The sequence below is a fragment of the Citrobacter sp. XT1-2-2 genome (genome assembly GCF_023516235.1).
In the GTDB taxonomy this organism is placed as follows: domain Bacteria; phylum Pseudomonadota; class Gammaproteobacteria; order Enterobacterales; family Enterobacteriaceae; genus Citrobacter; species Citrobacter werkmanii.
This window is the reverse complement of sequence record NZ_CP097324.1, coordinates 4,055,427-4,073,963: the sequence shown is the minus strand read 5'-3', so window position 1 is coordinate 4,073,963 and position 18,537 is coordinate 4,055,427. Positions and strand designations below refer to the sequence as shown.

Genomic DNA, 18,537 nt, shown 5'->3' with positions numbered 1-18,537 from the left:
TGTAATATAATATTTATGAATTAACGTTGTCCCTAAAAAATGTCTGCTTTTTGATTGTTGTTATTGTAGACATGGACATTGTCTTTTCTCTGTTAGTTATAAATAATATTTAGCATATGTAAGGAATACATTATGTATAAGAAGCATATTTCCACTTTGTTTGCAGGACTATTGCTTGCAACTGTGGCGACTCATGCCTTAGCGGTTGATACAGGAACTGTCACGTTTACAGGCAAAATTATTCCCGACACCTGCACCGTGGATGTCAATGGCGCAACTACCAGCGGTACGGTGACATTTAACCCTTTGAGCCAGACTGCGTTTGGCGCTGATAAGAAAGTGGGTGATTCTCAGAGTTTTGCGATTACAGTTGGTGCTTGTGATTCTGCAATTAGTAATCTGAATATTAAATTTAATGGCACACGTATTACGGGCTATGACGATGAAGTCCTGCAAGCGAGTGGTAGTGCGAAGAATCTCGGTGTTCGTTTATTACCGGAGAATAGCAGCAACTACATAAAATTTGATGGTTCAGATCCGGAATCGGCAACCAATAAATCTAACAGTGGCAGTATTGTCTTTAACTATACCGCAGAAGTCATTCAGGTGGGCTCAACATTACCAACTACCGGCGATTATAGCGCACAGGCAACATATACTCTGATGTATCGTTAATATTGATTGGCCTGAAAGGGCCAGTCTTTCAATGGAATGAAAAATGAAAAGACAGTTAGGTATCTTCTCTTTTTTATCGCTTTTTCTTATGAACATTGCACAAGCTGGTGTGGTCATTAGCGGCACACGTATTATTTATCCGGCCAGCCAGGCTGAAGTACAAGTTACATTAAAAAATAAAGATAATGATAAACGTTACCTGGTTCAAAGCTGGGTGAGTAACGTTGATGACAGTAAAGCACCATTTGTTATTACCCCACCGATTTACAAGCTGGAAGAAAATCGCCAGACGCTGCTGCATGTCGTGTATACCGGTGATAAAAGCGCCTTACCTCAGGATCGTGAATCCCTGTTTATGGCAAATGTGAAATCGGTATCTGCCATTCCGGAAGCGTTGAGAGATAACAACACCTTGCAGCTTGCGATTAAAACGAAAGTTAAATTATTTTATCGCCCAAAGGCTTTAAGCGATCACGCGGCTAAGAATGCCTGGCAGTCGCTACAGTTTAGTCATAATAACAATCAGCTTGTGATTAAAAACCCTACGCCATTTTATGTGACTTTTGGCCAGCTCACTGTCGGCGGGAAAGAAATTCAACAGGCTAAAAATCAGGATGTACCTTCTGCATTAAGCATGATGATTGCACCTTTTGGCGAGCAGCGTTATCCCCTGCCTTCTGGTGCCAAAGGACAGGTTAGCTGGACCGCTATTAATGATTATGGCTCTGAGACTGAACAACGTAAGCAGTCACTGTAGAGCTCAGCCAATATAAACCCCGCTGCTCATAATATGATTATTACATCGTTCATTGAATACTGATGTCTTTAATAAATTAAAAGGTGAAGATCTTAAAGGATCCATGTCTTCGTAAAAAATAAACTAGCCATCGGATGGGCAATATGTTTTCAATTCGCGTCTTGCGCACATTTACTTTTAATTCGTTGACCTTGGCAATACTGGCAGCAAGTGCTCCAGGGTATGCCGACGATTATTTTAACCTTAGTGCACTCGAAACCGATACTCCATTAGAAAATACGGGCGCGCTGGCCGCTTATTTACATAACAGTGGCCTGTTACCTGGTAACTATCTCACTTCTGTGGTTTGGGATCAGGAATTTATTGATAAAAGAAATATCAATTTTCTCCTTTCGAAGGACGGCAAAAAGCTGGTGCCGCAGTTCACTAAAGCAGAATTGCGCGAGTTGGGCGTTAAAGTTGACACCGTTCCGGCACTGAATCTGCTTGATGATAATTCACCTGTGGGGGACATCAGCGAATATATACCTGAGGCCCGTTATGACTTTAGTGCTGATACCCAGGTGTTGCAATTGCGTATACCGCAAATGTACCGAAATACTCAGATCTCAGGCGATACTAATCCAAAATACTGGGACGACGGTATTCCTGCGCTATGGACGAGTTACTACATCTCCGGTTCTCATCAACGATTTAATGGGGATGAAAGTTCTTCAAATTGGGTGAGTTTGAATTCAGGGATAAACCTTGGACCGTGGCGACTGCATAATATGGGAACCTGGGGCCAGGATGACGGCTGGCAATCGATCAATACCTCGCTGCAACGCGACATTAAACCGTTGCGCAGCCAGTTTGAAGCTGGGCAGACCTCGACCAATGGCGAACTGTTTGACAGCGTACAGATGACAGGGATCAAACTCGAAACCGACACCAGTATGTTGCCGAGCAGCCTACAGGGTTTTGCGCCAGTGGTTCGCGGGATTGCAAACAGTGATGCCAAAGTAACCGTCAAACAAAATGGTTATGTCATCTATCAGACGAATGTTTCTCCCGGGCCATTTGAAATTCGCGACCTGAGTCAGGTGACGGCAGGGGCCGATCTTGAGGTGACGGTTCAGGAAGCCGATGGTACGGAGCGCAGCTTTATTCAGGCCAGTTCTTCAGTACCGATTATGCTGCGAGAAGGGGCGATGAAATACAGCTTGGCGGCGGGGAAGTATCGTGATGTCGATAATGGTGAAGAACCGGGATTCGGCCAGGCGACACTCATCTATGGTTTACCCTACGGCATGACCGCTTATGGCGGTATGCTAGGTGCATCGATGTACCATTCAGCCTTAGTAGGAATGGGGGTCGATCTTCAGCAGTTTGGTTCACTTTCGACGGACGTTACTGCCGCCAAAACCGCGTTTAATGACGATCGCGACGACGCTCGTGGTCAATCATGGCGGGCTCAGTATGCCAAAGATTTCCCGCTGACCGATACGACCGTGACGCTGGCTAGCTATCGCTACTCCACATCGGGTTTTTACACCTTCCAGGAAGCGCTGGATCAGCGCAACAATAACTATGATAGCGACGATATTTACAGTTATCGCAGCACCAATAATCGTCGTAGTCGTCAGCAGTTTAGCCTTTCTCAGTCGCTGCATTCATGGGGCTCGGTTTATGCCAATGCATATCAGCAGGATTACTGGGGGATGGACGGGTATGAACGCAGTATTAGCCTTGGCTACAGTAGCAGTTGGCAGGGAATCAACTGGTCGGTGAACTACAACCTGACGAAGACGCCTTCGACGACTGACGATCAGCAGATTGCCTTTTCCATTAATGTACCTTTGGCGCGTTGGCTGTCGAATTCATGGGCTACTTATAATATGAACAGCACCAGACATGGCAATACATCGCATCAAGTGGGGATTAGCGGCACGCTGCTGGAAGATAACAATTTAAGCTATAACCTTCAGCAAACCTACACCAATAGTGATGCTGGCAATGGCGCATATCTCTCATCGCGCTATCGCGCTTCGGTGGGCGAGTTCAGTTCCAGCTACAGTTATCAGAAAGATAACAAGCAGTGGAGCTATAGCGCACAGGGTAGCGTGGTCGCGCATTCGCATGGAGTCACGTTGGGCCCGTCTATACAGGATGCTTTTGCGATCGTGCATATTGCTGATGGCAATAATGTCAAAGTCCAAAATTCGTGGGGAGTTTATACCGATTATTGGGGCAATGCGGTTGTGCCTTCATTAACAAATTATCGGCGTAATACGATAACGGTTAATACGTATGGACGGGATGACATTGATATTCAGGATTCCTCATTAGACGTAACACCTACCAAAGGCGCGGTCGTTGCGGCGGATTTTACTGCTCGCACGGGTAAGCGTGCGTTGATAACGCTGAAGCGCAATCATGGCGTCGTGCCTTTTGGCGCGATGCTTAGTCTGTCGGAGAGCACCGCCATTGTGGGCGATGACGGTGAAGTTTATCTCACCGGACTTAAGGGAACCCAGACCTTTACCGTGCAATGGGGCGATGGACGAGAAGCAAGATGCGCTGGAAGCGTGACAATACCTGAAGAAGTACCGGCAGGTATTTATAAAGCAAACGTGCAGTGCCAGTGAAGACTGACTCTAAAAGAAAGGAATCTATAATGAATATTAAACCAGGCTATTTAGGGGCGCTGTTATTACTGATTAGCGGTAGCAGCTGGGCGAGTTGTTCTTTTACTCAGGGCGGTGTTGGGCCTGGACCTTTTACCATACCAGCGTTGGTGGTAAGCCAGGATGCGACGCCTGGTACGATACTTTATAGTCAAGAACTGGTTGGATCTGCGATTAAATTGAAATGTACGGGAGTTGCTCCTATTTATAAAGGATACAGGTATCTGAGCACCCGTTGGGAAAATAGTGTTGGACTGTCAGCTGTTTATAAAACTAACGTTCCCGGCATCGGTATTCAGGCAAAATGGAACAACACCGGGAGATCGCTTGCTACAGACGGTAACTATATCCTCTCTTATTTTGAAGCTGAGGATATGACAGAAGATTATGAATATACTATTTCACCCCGAATAGGTATTAGGATTGTTGTCATCGGGCCCATTGAAAGCGGCACTATTGATGCCAGCCGTTTGTTGGCCGAATGGGTATATGACAACCAGACGGTTGCCCAACTCACCTTTAACCCCGTGAGCGTAAACGTGCAGGCTAACACCTGTAACCTTGTTGAGAAAAATATTTCCGTACCGCTTAAACAGATCACAACGGGTGAATTTAACAACGGTTATTCAGACGTTGTCTCAGATGATGCCTTCAAAATTCAGCTTGATGCCTGTAAAGCCGATATACAGGTTGATTATCGGTTTACGACCTCAGGGTCGACGGGGGTAACCAGCGGTAACATTCTTAGTATTGCTAGCGGAACGGACGCTGCCGAAGGCGTGGGGATTCAAATTCTTGATAACAATAACAACGTTCTCCAGTTTGATACGGATTATACCGCTGTCTCGAAAACGACAGAGAATCAGGCCATCACTATTCCTCTTCAGGCGCGTTATGTCAAAACGGGGACGGTCAAAGCCGGGCAGGTAGATGCCGTCGCGACGTTTGAAGTTTATTATCGCTAAACGTGAATGACCTGCCAAATTTGGCAGGTCATTACCCAATTCCATCATCTTTCTATATCCCTTCTCCCAATCTGGTTATTTCTTAACCCCTTAGTTTTAGTAGGGGCGCGTATTGCTTGCGCTCGCAACAGCGTTTCGAATATCATACTCTCGTTATAAGAATAATTCTCGTTTACGTTATCATTCACTTTCATCAGAGAAATACCAATGGCGCGTATTAAAACTGCTCAGCCAAATTCCTCGCTGCGTAAAATTGCAGTTGTGGTAGCCACAGCGGTTAGCGGCATGTCTGTCTATGCACAGGCGGCGGTTCAACCGAAAGAAGAAACCATCACCGTAACCGCAGCGCCTGCTCCGCAGGAAAGTGCATGGGGGCCAGCGGCAACCATCGCCGCACGACAGTCTGCTACGGCGACCAAAACCGATACTCCGATTCAAAAAGTTCCTCAGTCTATTTCAGTGGTCACCGCTGAAGAGATGGCGTTACATCAGCCGAAATCGGTTAAAGAGGCGCTCAGCTACACTCCTGGTGTCGCCGTGGGTACGCGTGGCGCATCCAATACCTATGACTATCTGATTATTCGCGGATTCGCGGCAGACGGCCAAAGTCAGAACAACTATCTGAATGGCCTGAAGATGCAGGGTAACTTCTACAACGATGCGGTAATCGATCCTTATATGCTGGAGCGCGCTGAAGTGATGCGCGGTCCGGTTTCCGTTCTTTACGGAAAGAGCAACCCTGGCGGGTTGTTGAACATGGTCAGCAAGCGCCCCACGACAGAACCGCTGAAAGAAGTTCAGTTCAAAATGGGCACTGACAGCCTGTTCCAGACCGGGTTTGATTTCAGCGACGCGCTGGATGACGATGGCGTGTACTCATACCGCCTGACCGGCCTGGCGCGTTCCGCTAATGCGCAGCAGCAGGGCGCAGAAGAGCAACGCTACGCTATCGCGCCATCGTTCTCATGGCGTCCGGATGATAAGACAAACTTCACCTTCCTCTCCTACTTCCAGAACGAGCCTGAAACCGGTTATTACGGTTGGTTGCCGAAAGAGGGTACCGTATCTAAGCTGCCAAACGGTTCACGTCTGCCCACCGATTTCAACGAAGGTGCAAACAACAATACCTACTCTCGTAATGAGAAGATGGTGGGCTACAGCTTTGACCACGAATTTAACGACACCTTTACCGTGCGTCAGAATCTGCGTTATGCGCAAAACAAAGTTTCGCAAAACAGCGTGTATGGCTATGGCATGTGCTCAGATCCGCTCTATACAAAAGATCCGGCTAACAGTCCTTGTGCCAGCGTTCCTCAGTCAGATTGGGATCATACATTGACTCGTCAGTACGTTGACGATAATGAGAAATTGCAGAACTTTGCTGTTGATACGCAGGTGCAGAGCAAATTTGCTACCGGTTCCCTGGATCACACATTGCTGACCGGCGTTGACTATATGCGTATGCGTAACGACATCAACTCCTGGTTTGGTTGGGCTGGTTCTGTAGCGCCGTCAGATATCTATAACCTTGACCGCAGCGACTTTGATTTTGGCGCGCATCCTGGACCAGGTGCTCCGTATCGTGTTCTGAATAAACAGGAACAAACAGGTCTGTACGCTCAGGATCAGATGCAGTGGGATAAGGTGCTGGTTACTCTGGGTGGTCGTTACGACTGGGCTAAACAGGATTCTCTGAACCGCGTATCTGGCGTGCAGGACTCCCGTGATGACAGACAGTTCACCTGGCGTGGCGGTGTTAACTATCTGTTTGACAATGGTGTAACTCCGTATTTCAGCTATAGCGAATCTTTTGAACCGGCTTCCCAGACCGGGGCTAGCGGCAATATCTTTGCGCCATCCAAAGGTAAGCAGTACGAAGCTGGCGTGAAATACGTGCCGAGCGATCGTCCGATCGTGTTGACCGGTGCGGTATACCAGCTCACCAAAACCAATAATTTGATGGCCGACCCGAATGGATCGCTTTTCTCGGTTGAAGGCGGTGAAATTCGTTCACGTGGTGTGGAAATTGAAGCAAAAGCGGCGCTGTCTGCCAGCGTTAACGTTGTCGGTTCTTATACCTACACCGATGCGGAATACACCACCGACACCAACTACAAAGGCAATACGCCTGCTCAGGTGCCAAAGCATATGGCATCCTTGTGGGGTGATTACACCATCTATGACGGCGCGCTCTCTGGCCTGACGCTGGGAACCGGCGCTCGTTTAACCGGTTCAAGCTACGGCGATCCGGCAAACTCCTTCAAAGTGGGAAGCTACACGGTGGTGGATGCGTTAGTGCGATACGATCTGGCGCGCGTCGGCATGGCGGGCTCCAACGTGGCGCTGCATGTGAACAACCTGCTTGATCGTGAATATGTCGCCAGTTGCTTCAACACCTATGGCTGCTTCTGGGGCGCAGAACGTCAGGTCGTTGCAACCGCAACCTTCCGTTTCTAATTTCTCTTTGGGCACGCTTTGCGTGCCCGTTTTACAAGTTGGCTGCTATGCAGGAAAACAGATCCCATCCCGATACCACTTTTGCGTTGCGTAATGTCTCCTTTCGTGTGCCTGGGCGCACGCTTTTGCATCCTCTCTCGTTAACGTTTCCCGTAGGAAAAGTGACCGGTCTTATCGGCCACAACGGTTCCGGAAAATCGACGTTATTGAAAATGCTGGGACGTCATCAGCCGCCGTCAGAAGGCGAGATCCTGCTCGACGAACAGCCGCTGGAGAACTGGAGCAGTAAAGCGTTTGCCCGCAAGGTCGCCTATTTGCCGCAGCAGTTGCCGCAGGCAGAAGGGATGACCGTTCGCGAACTGGTAGCGATTGGCCGCTATCCGTGGCACGGCGCGCTGGGACGTTTTGGCGTGGCCGACAGAGAGAAAGTAGAAGAAGCCATTTCGTTGGTGGGCTTAAAACCCCTGGCGCATCGTCTGGTCGATAGCCTGTCCGGCGGCGAGCGTCAGCGTGCGTGGATCGCCATGCTGGTGGCGCAGGACAGCCGCTGCCTGCTGCTTGACGAACCGACCTCTGCGCTGGATATCGCTCATCAGGTCGACGTACTGGCGCTGGTGCATCGCTTAAGTCAGGAGCGCGGCTTGACGGTGGTTGCCGTACTGCACGATATCAATATGGCGGCCCGCTACTGCGATTATTTAGTTGCGCTGCGCGGCGGCGAAATGATTGCTCAGGGAACGCCTGCGGAACTGATGCGCAGCGAAACGCTGGAACAGATTTACGGTATCCCGATGGGCATTTTGCCGCATCCGGCTGGTGCCGCACCCGTGAGTTTTGTCTATTAATGATCGGATTACCTCATATTACCCGTCGGCGGCTGCTGACGGCGATGGCGCTGTCGCCGCTGCTGTGGCGGATGAATACGGCTAACGCGGCGGCGATTGATCCGCAACGTATTGTGGCGCTGGAATGGCTGCCGGTAGAGCTATTGCTGGCGTTGGGGATCGTGCCGTATGGCATTGCCGATATCCCTAACTACAAGCTGTGGGTTAATGAGCCTCCGCTGCCGGAGTCGGTGATTGACGTCGGGCTACGTACGGAACCCAATCTCGAACTACTGACCGAAATGAAACCCTCGTTTTTGGTATGGTCGGCTGGTTATGGCCCCGCCCCCGAAAAACTGGCGCGGATTGCGCCTGGTCGGGGATTTAACTTCAGCGATGGCAAAAAGCCGCTGGCAGTTGCACGTCAGTCGCTGCAGGAAATGGCGCAGTTGCTGAATCTGCCAGCTTCTGCTGAACGCCATCTGACTGAATACGATCGTTTTATCGCCAGCCTGAAACCGCGCTTTATCCAACGAGGCGCGCGCCCCGTGCTCCTGACGTCCCTGCTTGATTCGCGGCATATGCTGGTGTTTGGCCCGAACAGCCTGTTCCAGGAGGTGCTGGACGAATATGGGATCCCCAACGCCTGGCAGGGAGAAACCAACTTCTGGGGGAGCACTGCCGTGAGTATTGACCGGCTTGCAGCCTATAAGGATGTTGATGTGCTGTGTTTTGATCACGGCAACAACAGAGAAATGGATGCGCTGATGTCTACGCCGTTATGGCAGGCGATGCCATTTGTCCGTAGCGGACGTTTTCAGCGCGTGCCTGCCGTCTGGTTTTATGGTGCAACGCTGTCCGCGATGCATTTTGCCCGCATCCTGGATAATGCACTGGGAGGCAAAGCGTGAGTAAACGAATTGCGCTGTTCCCAACGCTTCTTCTGGCGGTTCTGTTTGTCGCTGCCTGCTGGCTCACCTGGGTTAACTTCTCTGTGGCGCTACCGCGCAGCCAGTGGCAACAGGCCATCTGGTCACCGGATATCGATGCCATTGAGCAGATGGTTTTCCACTACAGCCTGCTGCCGAGGCTGGCGATTTCGCTATTAGTTGGCGCCGGGCTGGGGTTGGTCGGCGTGTTGTTCCAGCAGGTGCTGCGTAACCCGCTGGCGGAGCCAACCACGCTGGGGGTCGCAACCGGGGCGCAGTTAGGTATTACGGTCACGACGCTGTGGGTGATTCCGGGGGCGCTGACCGCGCAATTTGCGGCGCTGGCAGGGGCCTGTATCGTTGGCGCGCTGGTGTTTGGCGTTGCCTGGGGCAAACGTCTTTCCCCCGTGACGCTAATCCTTGCCGGTCTGGTGGTCAGCCTGTACTGCGGGGCGATTAACCAGTTACTGGTACTTTTCCATCACGATCAGCTGCAAAGCATGTTTTTGTGGAGCAGTGGCTCGCTGACGCAAACCGACTGGAGCGGCGTTCAGCGTTTGTGGCCGCAACTGCTGGGCGGCGTGATGTTGACGCTGCTGTTATTACGCCCAATGACGCTGATGGGACTGGATGACGGCGTGGCGCGCAACCTTGGGCTGGCGCTATCGCTGGCGCGTCTGGCGGCACTGACGCTGGCGATTGTCATCAGCGCCTTGCTGGTTAACGCTGTCGGAATTATCGGTTTTATCGGCCTGTTTGCCCCGCTGCTGGCAAAAATGCTCGGCGCCCGGCGCTTACTGGCGCGTCTGATGTTGGCCCCGCTGATCGGCGCGCTGATCCTCTGGCTCTCCGATCAAATCATTCTGTGGCTAACCCGCGTCTGGATGGAAGTCTCCACCGGTTCGGTGACGGCGCTGGTTGGCGCGCCGCTGCTGCTGTGGCTGCTGCCGCGCCTTAAGAGCATGAGCGCACCGGATATGAATGCCAGCAACCGCATCGCCGCTGAGCGTCAAAATGTCCTGATGTTTGCGCTGGCGGGCGGCGCCATTTTACTGCTGACGGTCGTCGTGGCACTGTCGTTCGGACGTGATGCGCACGGCTGGACATGGGCCAGCGGATCGATGCTGGATGAACTGATGCCTTGGCGCTGGCCGCGTATTCTGGCGGCGCTGATTGCCGGGGTGATGCTGGCGGTGGCGGGTTGCATTATTCAGCGTCTGACCGGAAATCCAATGGCCAGCCCGGAAGTCCTCGGTATTAGTTCCGGCGCGGCATTTGGCGTGGTGTTAATGCTGTTTCTGGTGCCCGGCAATGCCTTTGGCTGGCTGCTCCCCGCCGGGAGCCTCGGAGCGGCGGTCACTCTGCTTATCATCATGGTTGCCGCCGGGCGCGGCGGTTTTTCGCCGCACCGCATGCTGCTGGCAGGGATGGCGCTCAGTACGGCGTTTACAATGCTACTAATGATGCTGCAGGCCAGCGGCGATCCGCGCATGGCGGGCGTGTTGACCTGGATCTCCGGTTCAACCTATAACGCGACTGGCGAGCAGGTATTGCATACCGGGATAGTGATGGTTTTCTTGCTGGCGTTGACGCCGCTGTGTCGTCGTTGGTTGACGATTTTACCGCTGGGAGGCGATACGGCGCGGGCGGTCGGTCTGGCGTTGACGCCGTCACGCGTGGGGTTACTGCTGTTGGCGGCGGGATTAACGGCGACAGCAACCATGACGATTGGGCCGTTGAGCTTTGTCGGGCTGATGGCGCCGCATATTGCTCGCATGATGGGTTTTCGCCGGGCGATGCCCCATATGCTGATTTCGGCGCTGGCGGGAGGCGTGCTGTTGGTCTTTGCCGATTGGTGCGGCAGAATGGTGCTGTTTCCGTATCAGATCCCGGCGGGATTACTGTCGACGTTTATCGGCGCGCCGTACTTTATCTATCTGCTGAGAAAGCAGAGCCGCTGAGGCTGATTCTTTTCATGTAGGCCGGATAAGACGCTTTGCGTCGCCATCCGGCAATAAAAAAGCCGGGTGGCGGCTTCGCCTTACCCGGCCTACTTTGTTTCTGTACGTTCTCTTTTACAGTTTCGCAAACACCCGACGCGCGGCATCGATGGTGTTATTGATATCTTCTTCGCTGTGCGCCACAGACATAAAGCCCGCTTCGAAGGCAGACGGTGCCAGGTAAATCCCTTCATCCAGCATCATGTGGAAGAACTGCTTAAAGCGTTCAACGTCGCATGCCATCACATCCTGATAGCAGGTCACGGTTTCTGCATCGGTGAAGAAAATCCCGAACATCCCGCCCACATGGTTAACCACCAGAGGAATGTTCGCTTCTTCGGCGGCTTCCAGCAGACCTTCCGCCAGACGCGTTGTCAGTTCATTCAGCGTTTCATGAATACCCGGTTGGGCCACTTCGTTCAGACAAGCAAAACCTGCCGCCATTGCAATCGGGTTACCAGACAGCGTACCCGCCTGGTAAACCGGACCGGTCGGCGCCAGCGCGTCCATCACATCACGACGGCCACCGAATGCGCCAACGGGCATCCCGCCTCCGATGATTTTACCCAGGCAGGTCAGGTCCGGAACGACGCCGTAATAATCCTGCGCACCGGCCAGCGCCACGCGGAAACCGGTCATCACTTCATCGATGATCAACAGCGCGCCAAACTCATCGCACAGCGCACGCAGGCCTGGCAGGAATTCCGGCAGCGGCGGAATGCAGTTCATGTTGCCGGCGACCGGCTCAACGATGATACAGGCGATCTCCTGCGGATATTGCTCAAACGCCGCACGTACTGAAGAGAGATCGTTATAGGTGCAGGTCAGGGTGTGTTTCGCGAAATCAGCGGGTACGCCAGGGGAGTTCGGCTGGCCCAGCGTTAACGCGCCGGAACCGGCTTTGACCAGCAGGCAGTCAGCATGGCCGTGGTAGCAGCCTTCAAATTTGATGATCTTATCGCGACCGGTAAAACCGCGCGCCAGACGGATGGCGCTCATCGTCGCTTCCGTACCGGAGTTCACCATGCGCACCATGTCCATGGTCGGTACGAGTTCAGTGACCAGCTCCGCCATTTTCACTTCCATCTCGGTTGGCGCGCCGAAGCTTAAACCGCGCTCTGCCGCTTCAATCACTGCATTACGGATTGCCGGATGGTTATGGCCCAGCACCATCGGTCCCCAGGAACCGACGTAGTCGACATAGGCTTTACCATCGACATCATACAGATACGCGCCGTCCGCTTTTTCGATAAACAGCGGAGTACCACCCACGCCAGTAAAGGCGCGAACGGGGGAGTTAACGCCGCCAGGGATAAGTTCGCGTGCTGCGCTGTAGAGATTTTCAGACTTACTCATGGATGGGGTCCTGGTTCGTAGAAAAAGTAAATGCCCGCTATTCTAGTTATTCAGAGAAGGTTATGAAAGTTTTACGCAATTGAAACAATGCGATTTGCAGGGGATTTTCGTGAAATGTGCGAGTAGAATGCCGATTCCGTATTTGTATTACCAATTAATGATCATCTGATGAAGACTGACACTCCCTCTTTTGAAGCACAACAAATTGTGCGTTTACGCCGCAGGGATCAAATCCGTCGACTCCTGGAACGAGATAAAACGCCGTTGGCGATCCTCTTAATGGCCGCGGTAGTGGGTACCGTGACGGGACTGGTGGGCGTGGCGTTTGAAAAAGCGGTGACCTGGGTGCAGAATCAGCGCATCGGCGCGCTGGCTCAGGTTGCGGACCATGCCATTTTGCTGTGGCCGCTGGCGTTTATCCTCTCCGCATTGCTGGCGATGGTCGGCTATTTTCTGGTGCGTAAATTTGCGCCGGAAGCGGGCGGTTCGGGGATCCCAGAGATTGAAGGCGCTTTGGAGGAATTGCGACCTGTGCGCTGGTGGCGCGTTCTGCCGGTGAAATTTATCGGCGGTATGGGTACGCTGGGCGCTGGGATGGTGCTCGGGCGAGAAGGGCCGACCGTGCAGATTGGCGGCAACATTGGGCGTATGGTGCTGGATATTTTTCGTATGCGCAGCGCCGAAGCGCGGCATACTCTGCTGGCTACCGGTGCCGCTGCGGGCCTGTCGGCGGCGTTCAATGCCCCTCTGGCGGGGATCCTGTTCATTATTGAAGAGATGCGTCCGCAGTTTCGCTATAACCTCGTGTCGATCAAAGCCGTGTTTACCGGCGTCATCATGTCGAGCATTGTGTTTCGCGTTTTCAATGGTGAAGCTCCGATTATTGAAGTTGGCAAGCTCTCCAATGCGCCGGTGAATACGCTGTGGCTGTATCTGGTGCTGGGGATTGTTTTTGGCTGCGTCGGACCGTTGTTTAATACCATGGTGTTGCGTACCCAGGATATGTTCCAGCGTTTCCACGGTGGTGAGATTAAAAAATGGGTGCTCATGGGCGGCGCGATTGGCGGCTTGTGCGGGATCCTCGGATTAATTAAACCTGAAGCAGCGGGTGGTGGGTTTAACCTGATCCCGATTGCTGCGGCGGGCAATTTTAGCGTCGGTCTGCTGCTGTTTATTTTTATTGCCCGGGTGATTACCACGCTGCTGTGCTTCTCGTCCGGCGCGCCTGGCGGGATTTTTGCCCCGATGCTGGCGTTGGGTACGCTGCTTGGTACCGCGTTCGGTATGGCCGCAGCGGCCTCTTTTCCGCAGTATCATCTGGAGGCCGGAACTTTTGCCATTGCCGGAATGGGGGCTTTGTTGGCGGCTTCGGTAAGGGCGCCGCTCACCGGTATTGTGCTGGTGCTGGAGATGACCGATAACTATCAGCTCATTTTGCCAATGATTATTACCTGTCTTGGCGCAACACTATTAGCCCAATTTATGGGCGGAAAGCCGCTATACTCGACTATCCTTGCCCGCACGCTGGCAAAACAGGAAGCGGAGCAGGCGGCAAAAAGTCAGGGGACTACCGCTGGCGAGAATACTTGAACGAAATACCAGGGTATTAGATAATGGCTTTAACCATTGGGTTATAATTTGCCCAATTGCCAATGTCGTTTGGAGCAAAATATGAGTGATGACGTAGCGCTGCCACTGCAATTTACTGAAGCAGCAGCCAATAAAGTAAAAAGCCTGATCGCTGATGAAGATAACCCGAATCTGAAATTACGCGTGTATATCACCGGCGGTGGTTGCAGCGGTTTCCAGTATGGTTTCACCTTTGATGATCAGGTGAACGATGGTGATATGACCATTGAGAAACAAGGTGTTGGTCTGGTGGTTGATCCGATGAGCCTGCAATATCTGGTGGGCGGTTCGGTTGACTATACCGAAGGTCTGGAAGGTTCCCGCTTCGTTGTGACTAACCCGAATGCTAAAAGCACCTGCGGGTGTGGTTCTTCTTTCAGCATCTGATTGCTGTCTGTAATACTGATGGTCTGATGTTGTAGGCCCGGTAAGCGCAGCGCCACCGGGCAATGTGCCGGATGGCGGCGTAAACGCCTTATCCGGCCTACATGTTCTGTATCGTCATATCAACGCCCGTTATCATCCAGCGCAAACGTCGGCAATTTCAAATGCCAGCGAATGGCGGCCAGCCGAATCAGCAGGGTGACAATCATCCCCATCATACTGGCGTTTTCCAGTGAAACATTAAAGGTATAAAACGCGGTCGCATGTACGATCCCGCCGATAATACAGGCTGTAGCGTAGATTTCGGTGCGCAAAATCATCGGCACTTCACGGGCTAATACGTCACGAATGATCCCACCGCCAACGCCGGTAATCACGCCCATACAAATTGCCACCAGAGGCCCTGTTCCGGCAATAAAAGCTTTGTTGACGCCAATACCCACGAATACCGCCAGACCAACGGCATCCAGCACCGGCAGGATCCACTTCGGCAACCGTCGGGGCTGACGCACCAGCAGGATCGTCAGCATGCTGGTGATCATCGCCACCACCAGATCGGTAGGATCCTTAACCCAAAAAACCGGTCCGTTATCCAGCGCCATATCGCGGATCGTGCCGCCACCGACGGCTGTTACCACGCCTAAGACCAGAACGCCGAAGGGATCCATACGCAGTTTTCCGGCAAGCAATACGCCAGAGATAGCAAATACCGCGGTACCGACAATATCCAGCCAATAGACGAGCATGTTTAAATCCTCACAACAAACCTGGTGGGGGCAGGCGCTAATTTACCTGTGAAAGCGCATTGCAGAGTTGTTTTGCGGCGAGGATAATACGCGGGCTCGCACGTTCGAACCAATCACTATTAAGGGTAATAACCGGGATTTTAAGCTGATTTCCCCAGTATTGCTCAATTTTCAGCGTTTCGCCCGAACCACCGGTGGCAACGATAGCCTGCGGCGCTCTTGCCAGGACCTGTTCACGGCTAACCTGCGGCCATGGAACCCGACTGCCGGCAAAAATGTTTTCTCCGCCGCATACCGCAAGAACCTCATGCTGAATGGAGCCTTTTCCACTGGTAAACAGAGGATTCGCCCCAAACTGCAGAAACACGCGTTTTTTCGGTTTGTTGGCATACTGAGATTTTAGTAAAGCGTATTCATCAAGCAATGTTTTTGCCGCCTGTTTGGCCTGCTCTGGCCTGGGGCTCCATGGCGCCAATTGGCGTAGCGCATCGGCGACCTGCTCAATGGTAACGGCATCCACCCACATGACTTTAATGCCCAGCGCGGTTAGCTGATTAACCTGCCGCTCAGCATTTCCTCCGCGCCAGGCGACGACCAAATCCGGTTTCAGCGCCACAATGCGTTCCAGATTCATGCCTTGCCAGGTTGAGACCTCTTCAATTTTTTGGGCCTCGGGCGGGTAATTGGAGTAGCTGCTGACGCCAACGGGCGTAATGCCTGCGGCAAAGGCGAGTTCAGTATTGGCAGGAGAAAGCGTAACAACACGCGGTGCGGCGTAAAGGAACGCCGGAAGAGTGAAAAGCAGGGCGACCAGCGCCCTGGAGAGTAATTTAGCCATGCGCCAGTTTCTGTACCAGCGTTTCAACCATCAGGCTTGACTGCTTCGCGGCGACCACCAGGAACTCGTCAAAGCTGAGATGGGACTGCTGATCGGCGACGTCAGAGATGGCGCGAACCACGACGAACGGCACGTTAAAATTGTGGCAAACATGCGCAATCGCGGTTGCTTCCATCTCAACGGCAATCGCCTGCGGGAAGTTATGCTTAATTTTAGCCAAGCCGACAGAGCCATTAATGAAGGCATCTCCGCTGACGATAAGCCCACGGACGGCATTCAGATTCAGTTCAGCAATGCAGGCTTCTGCTGCAGCAATCAGTGCAGGATCGGCTTTGAAACCCGCCGGGCAACCCGGTAGCTGACCAAATTCATAGCCAAATGCCGTGACGTCGGCATCGTGATAGCGCGCTTCATCAGAAACCACGATATCGCCGACTTTCAGCGTAGAGGCCAGGCCGCCCGCTGAACCGGTATTAATGATGGCGTCCGGCTTGCAGCGTTCAAGCAGCAACGTAGCGCCCAGTGCCGCAGCGACTTTACCGATGCCTGATTTCAGTAGCGCAACCTCAGTACCATTCAGTTGGCCGGTGTAAATTTCACAACCGCCGAGAGCGATGGTCTGACGGTTTTCGATTTTGTTACGCAGTAGCGTAACTTCTTCTTCCATTGCACCAATGATGCCGATTTTCATAGATTTACTCGCGATAAGCCAGATTTGAGGGCATAGTCTATCATGCGCTTACGGGGTAGCGCATTTCTCAGGCGGGAGAGGACATGGCACAGATCGATTTCCGAAAAAAAATAAACTGGCATCGTCGTTACCGTTCGCCGCAGGGCGTGAAGACTGAGCACGAGATCCTGCGTATTTTCGAAAGCGATCGTGGACGCATTATCAATTCTCCGGCAATTCGCCGACTGCAACAAAAGACCCAGGTCTTTCCGTTGGAACGTAATGCGGCGGTACGCACGCGTTTGACGCACTCAATGGAAGTTCAGCAGGTTGGTCGCTATATCGCGAAAGAGATCCTCAGCCGACTCAAAGAGCAAAAGTTGCTGGAGCAGTATGGTCTGGATGAACTGACGGGACCGTTTGAGAGTATTGTTGAAATGTCCTGCCTGATGCATGACATTGGCAATCCGCCGTTTGGTCACTTTGGTGAAGCGGCGATTAATGACTGGTTCCGCCAGCGACTGTACCCCGCAGATGCGGAAAGTCAGCCACTCAGCGATGACCGTTGCCTGGTGGCGGCATTACGTTTGCGCGAGGGCGAAGAGTCGCTGAATGATATTCGCCGTAAAGTGCGACAGGACCTGTGCCATTTTGAGGGTAATGCGCAAGGGATTCGTCTGGTACATACCCTGATGCGTATGAATCTTACCTGGGCGCAGGTTGGCGGTATTTTGAAATATACCCGCCCGGCGTGGTGGCGCGGCAATGCGCCCGCAACACACAACTATTTAATGAAGAAACCGGGCTATTATCTTTCCGAAGAATCGTATATTGAGAGATTACGTAAAGAATTATCATTAGCGCCTTACAGTCGCTTTCCATTAACCTGGATTATGGAAGCTGCTGATGATATCTCTTATTGCGTGGCCGATCTGGAAGATGCCGTTGAGAAAAGAATCTTTAGCGTCGAACAACTTTATCAGCATCTGTATGCGGCGTGGGGACACCACGAAAAAGGTTCTCTGTTCAGTCTGGTGGTAGAGAACGCCTGGGAGAAATCACGTTCAAATACATTAAGCCGGAGTACCGAAGATCAGTTCTTTATGTATTTACGCGTTAATACATTGAATAAACTGGTGCCGTACGCTGCCCAGCGATTTATCGATAACTTGCCGCAGATTTTCGAGGGATGTTTTAATCACGCGCTGTTAGAAGATGCCAGTAGCTTCAGCCAGTTGCTGGGCGTCTATAAAAATGTGGCGATAAAACATGTCTTTAGCCACCCAGACGTAGAGCAACTGGAGTTACAGGGCTATCGGGTGATAAGCGGGCTGCTGGAAATCTATCAACCGTTATTAAAAATGACTCAGTCAGATTTTACGGAACTGGTCGAAAATGAAAGAGTAAAACGTTTTCCTATCGAGTCCCGGTTATTTCAGAAGTTGTCTACTCGCCATCGCCTTGCTTATGTTGAGGCGGTCAGTAAAATATCGGCTAGTTGCGCTGAGTTTCCTGTTCTGGAATATTATTATCGCTGCCGTTTGATTCAGGATTATATCAGCGGGATGACAGATTTATATGCCTGGGATGAATATCGTCGGTTGATGGCGGTAGAACAATAAATAATCATTTGTAAAGATC

15 protein-coding genes and 1 pseudogene are annotated in these 18,537 nt (G+C 52.0%); 12 read left to right on the top strand and 4 right to left on the bottom strand.

Annotation, left to right across the window (positions count from 1 at the left end; translation table 11 throughout):
* Positions 1-132 precede the first annotated feature (132 nt).
* From M4I31_RS19420 to fhuB, 8 genes are all read left to right on the top strand, one after another.
* A complete protein-coding gene (locus M4I31_RS19420; protein ID WP_085048286.1) occupies positions 133-675 on the top strand; it encodes a fimbrial protein in 543 nt (180 codons plus the stop codon).
* Between the two features lie 43 nt (positions 676-718).
* Complete coding sequence (locus M4I31_RS19415; protein WP_223851235.1) at positions 719-1,432, top strand: molecular chaperone; 714 nt, start codon at positions 719-721, stop codon at positions 1,430-1,432.
* A 143-nt stretch (positions 1,433-1,575) separates the two neighbouring features.
* On the top strand, positions 1,576-4,059 hold the full coding sequence (locus M4I31_RS19410; protein WP_085048484.1) for a fimbria/pilus outer membrane usher protein: 2,484 nt from the start codon (positions 1,576-1,578) through the stop codon (positions 4,057-4,059).
* Positions 4,060-4,088: 29 nt separating this feature from the next.
* Positions 4,089-5,063, top strand: coding sequence for a fimbrial protein (locus tag M4I31_RS19405; protein ID WP_139815564.1), 975 nt, complete (start codon positions 4,089-4,091; stop codon positions 5,061-5,063).
* A 207-nt stretch (positions 5,064-5,270) separates the two neighbouring features.
* Entirely contained in the window at positions 5,271-7,520 is a 2,250-nt protein-coding gene (gene fhuA / locus M4I31_RS19400) for a ferrichrome porin FhuA (protein WP_085048285.1), read from the top strand.
* Positions 7,521-7,567: 47 nt separating this feature from the next.
* On the top strand, positions 7,568-8,365 hold the full coding sequence (gene fhuC / locus M4I31_RS19395; protein ID WP_038637358.1) for a Fe3+-hydroxamate ABC transporter ATP-binding protein FhuC: 798 nt from the start codon (positions 7,568-7,570) through the stop codon (positions 8,363-8,365).
* Positions 8,365-9,255, top strand: coding sequence for a Fe(3+)-hydroxamate ABC transporter substrate-binding protein FhuD (gene fhuD / locus M4I31_RS19390; protein WP_085048284.1), 891 nt, complete (start codon positions 8,365-8,367; stop codon positions 9,253-9,255). The genes fhuC and fhuD overlap by 1 nt, the downstream gene beginning before the upstream one ends.
* Positions 9,252-11,234 (top strand): Fe(3+)-hydroxamate ABC transporter permease FhuB, encoded by a 1,983-nt coding sequence (gene fhuB, locus M4I31_RS19385; RefSeq protein ID WP_085048283.1) that lies wholly within the window; start codon positions 9,252-9,254, stop codon positions 11,232-11,234. Before fhuD ends, fhuB begins: the two co-directional genes overlap by 4 nt.
* Before the next feature lie 114 nt (positions 11,235-11,348).
* Here fhuB and hemL read toward each other — a convergent pair whose 3' ends face one another.
* Positions 11,349-12,629, bottom strand: a complete 1,281-nt coding sequence (gene hemL, locus M4I31_RS19380; RefSeq protein WP_085048282.1) for a glutamate-1-semialdehyde 2,1-aminomutase — start codon at positions 12,627-12,629, stop codon at positions 11,349-11,351.
* 168 nt (positions 12,630-12,797) lie between these two features.
* Between hemL and clcA the strand changes: the two genes are divergently transcribed.
* The 3 genes and pseudogenes from clcA (at position 12,798) to erpA (ending at position 14,645) form a co-directional block, all read left to right on the top strand.
* Positions 12,798-14,219 (top strand): H(+)/Cl(-) exchange transporter ClcA, encoded by a 1,422-nt coding sequence (gene clcA / locus M4I31_RS19375; protein WP_038637374.1) that lies wholly within the window; start codon positions 12,798-12,800, stop codon positions 14,217-14,219.
* 23 nt (positions 14,220-14,242) lie between these two features.
* Positions 14,243-14,308, top strand: a pseudogene (gene yadW, locus M4I31_RS19370) (small protein YadW).
* Positions 14,301-14,645, top strand: a complete 345-nt coding sequence (gene erpA / locus M4I31_RS19365; RefSeq protein ID WP_006686771.1) for an iron-sulfur cluster insertion protein ErpA — start codon at positions 14,301-14,303, stop codon at positions 14,643-14,645. The pseudogene yadW and the gene erpA overlap by 8 nt, the downstream one beginning before the upstream one ends.
* A 119-nt stretch (positions 14,646-14,764) precedes the next feature.
* Here erpA and M4I31_RS19360 read toward each other — a convergent pair whose 3' ends face one another.
* From M4I31_RS19360 to mtnN, 3 genes are read right to left on the bottom strand one after another with little or no spacing between them, the layout of a single operon-like run.
* Positions 14,765-15,388, bottom strand: a complete 624-nt coding sequence (locus tag M4I31_RS19360) for a TRIC cation channel family protein (protein ID WP_085048281.1) — start codon at positions 15,386-15,388, stop codon at positions 14,765-14,767.
* Between the two features lie 37 nt (positions 15,389-15,425).
* Positions 15,426-16,226 (bottom strand): vitamin B12 ABC transporter substrate-binding protein BtuF, encoded by an 801-nt coding sequence (gene btuF / locus M4I31_RS19355; RefSeq protein ID WP_085048280.1) that lies wholly within the window; start codon positions 16,224-16,226, stop codon positions 15,426-15,428.
* Positions 16,219-16,917 (bottom strand): 5'-methylthioadenosine/S-adenosylhomocysteine nucleosidase, encoded by a 699-nt coding sequence (mtnN, locus tag M4I31_RS19350; protein WP_085048279.1) that lies wholly within the window; start codon positions 16,915-16,917, stop codon positions 16,219-16,221. The genes btuF and mtnN overlap by 8 nt, the downstream gene beginning before the upstream one ends.
* Positions 16,918-17,000: 83 nt before the next feature.
* On the opposite strand from mtnN, the gene dgt reads away from it, so the two are divergent.
* The gene (gene dgt / locus M4I31_RS19345; RefSeq protein ID WP_069324023.1) at positions 17,001-18,518 is read left to right on the top strand and encodes a dGTPase; all 1,518 of its coding nucleotides are present in this window, start codon (positions 17,001-17,003) and stop codon (positions 18,516-18,518) included.
* Positions 18,519-18,537: the final 19 nt, after the last annotated feature.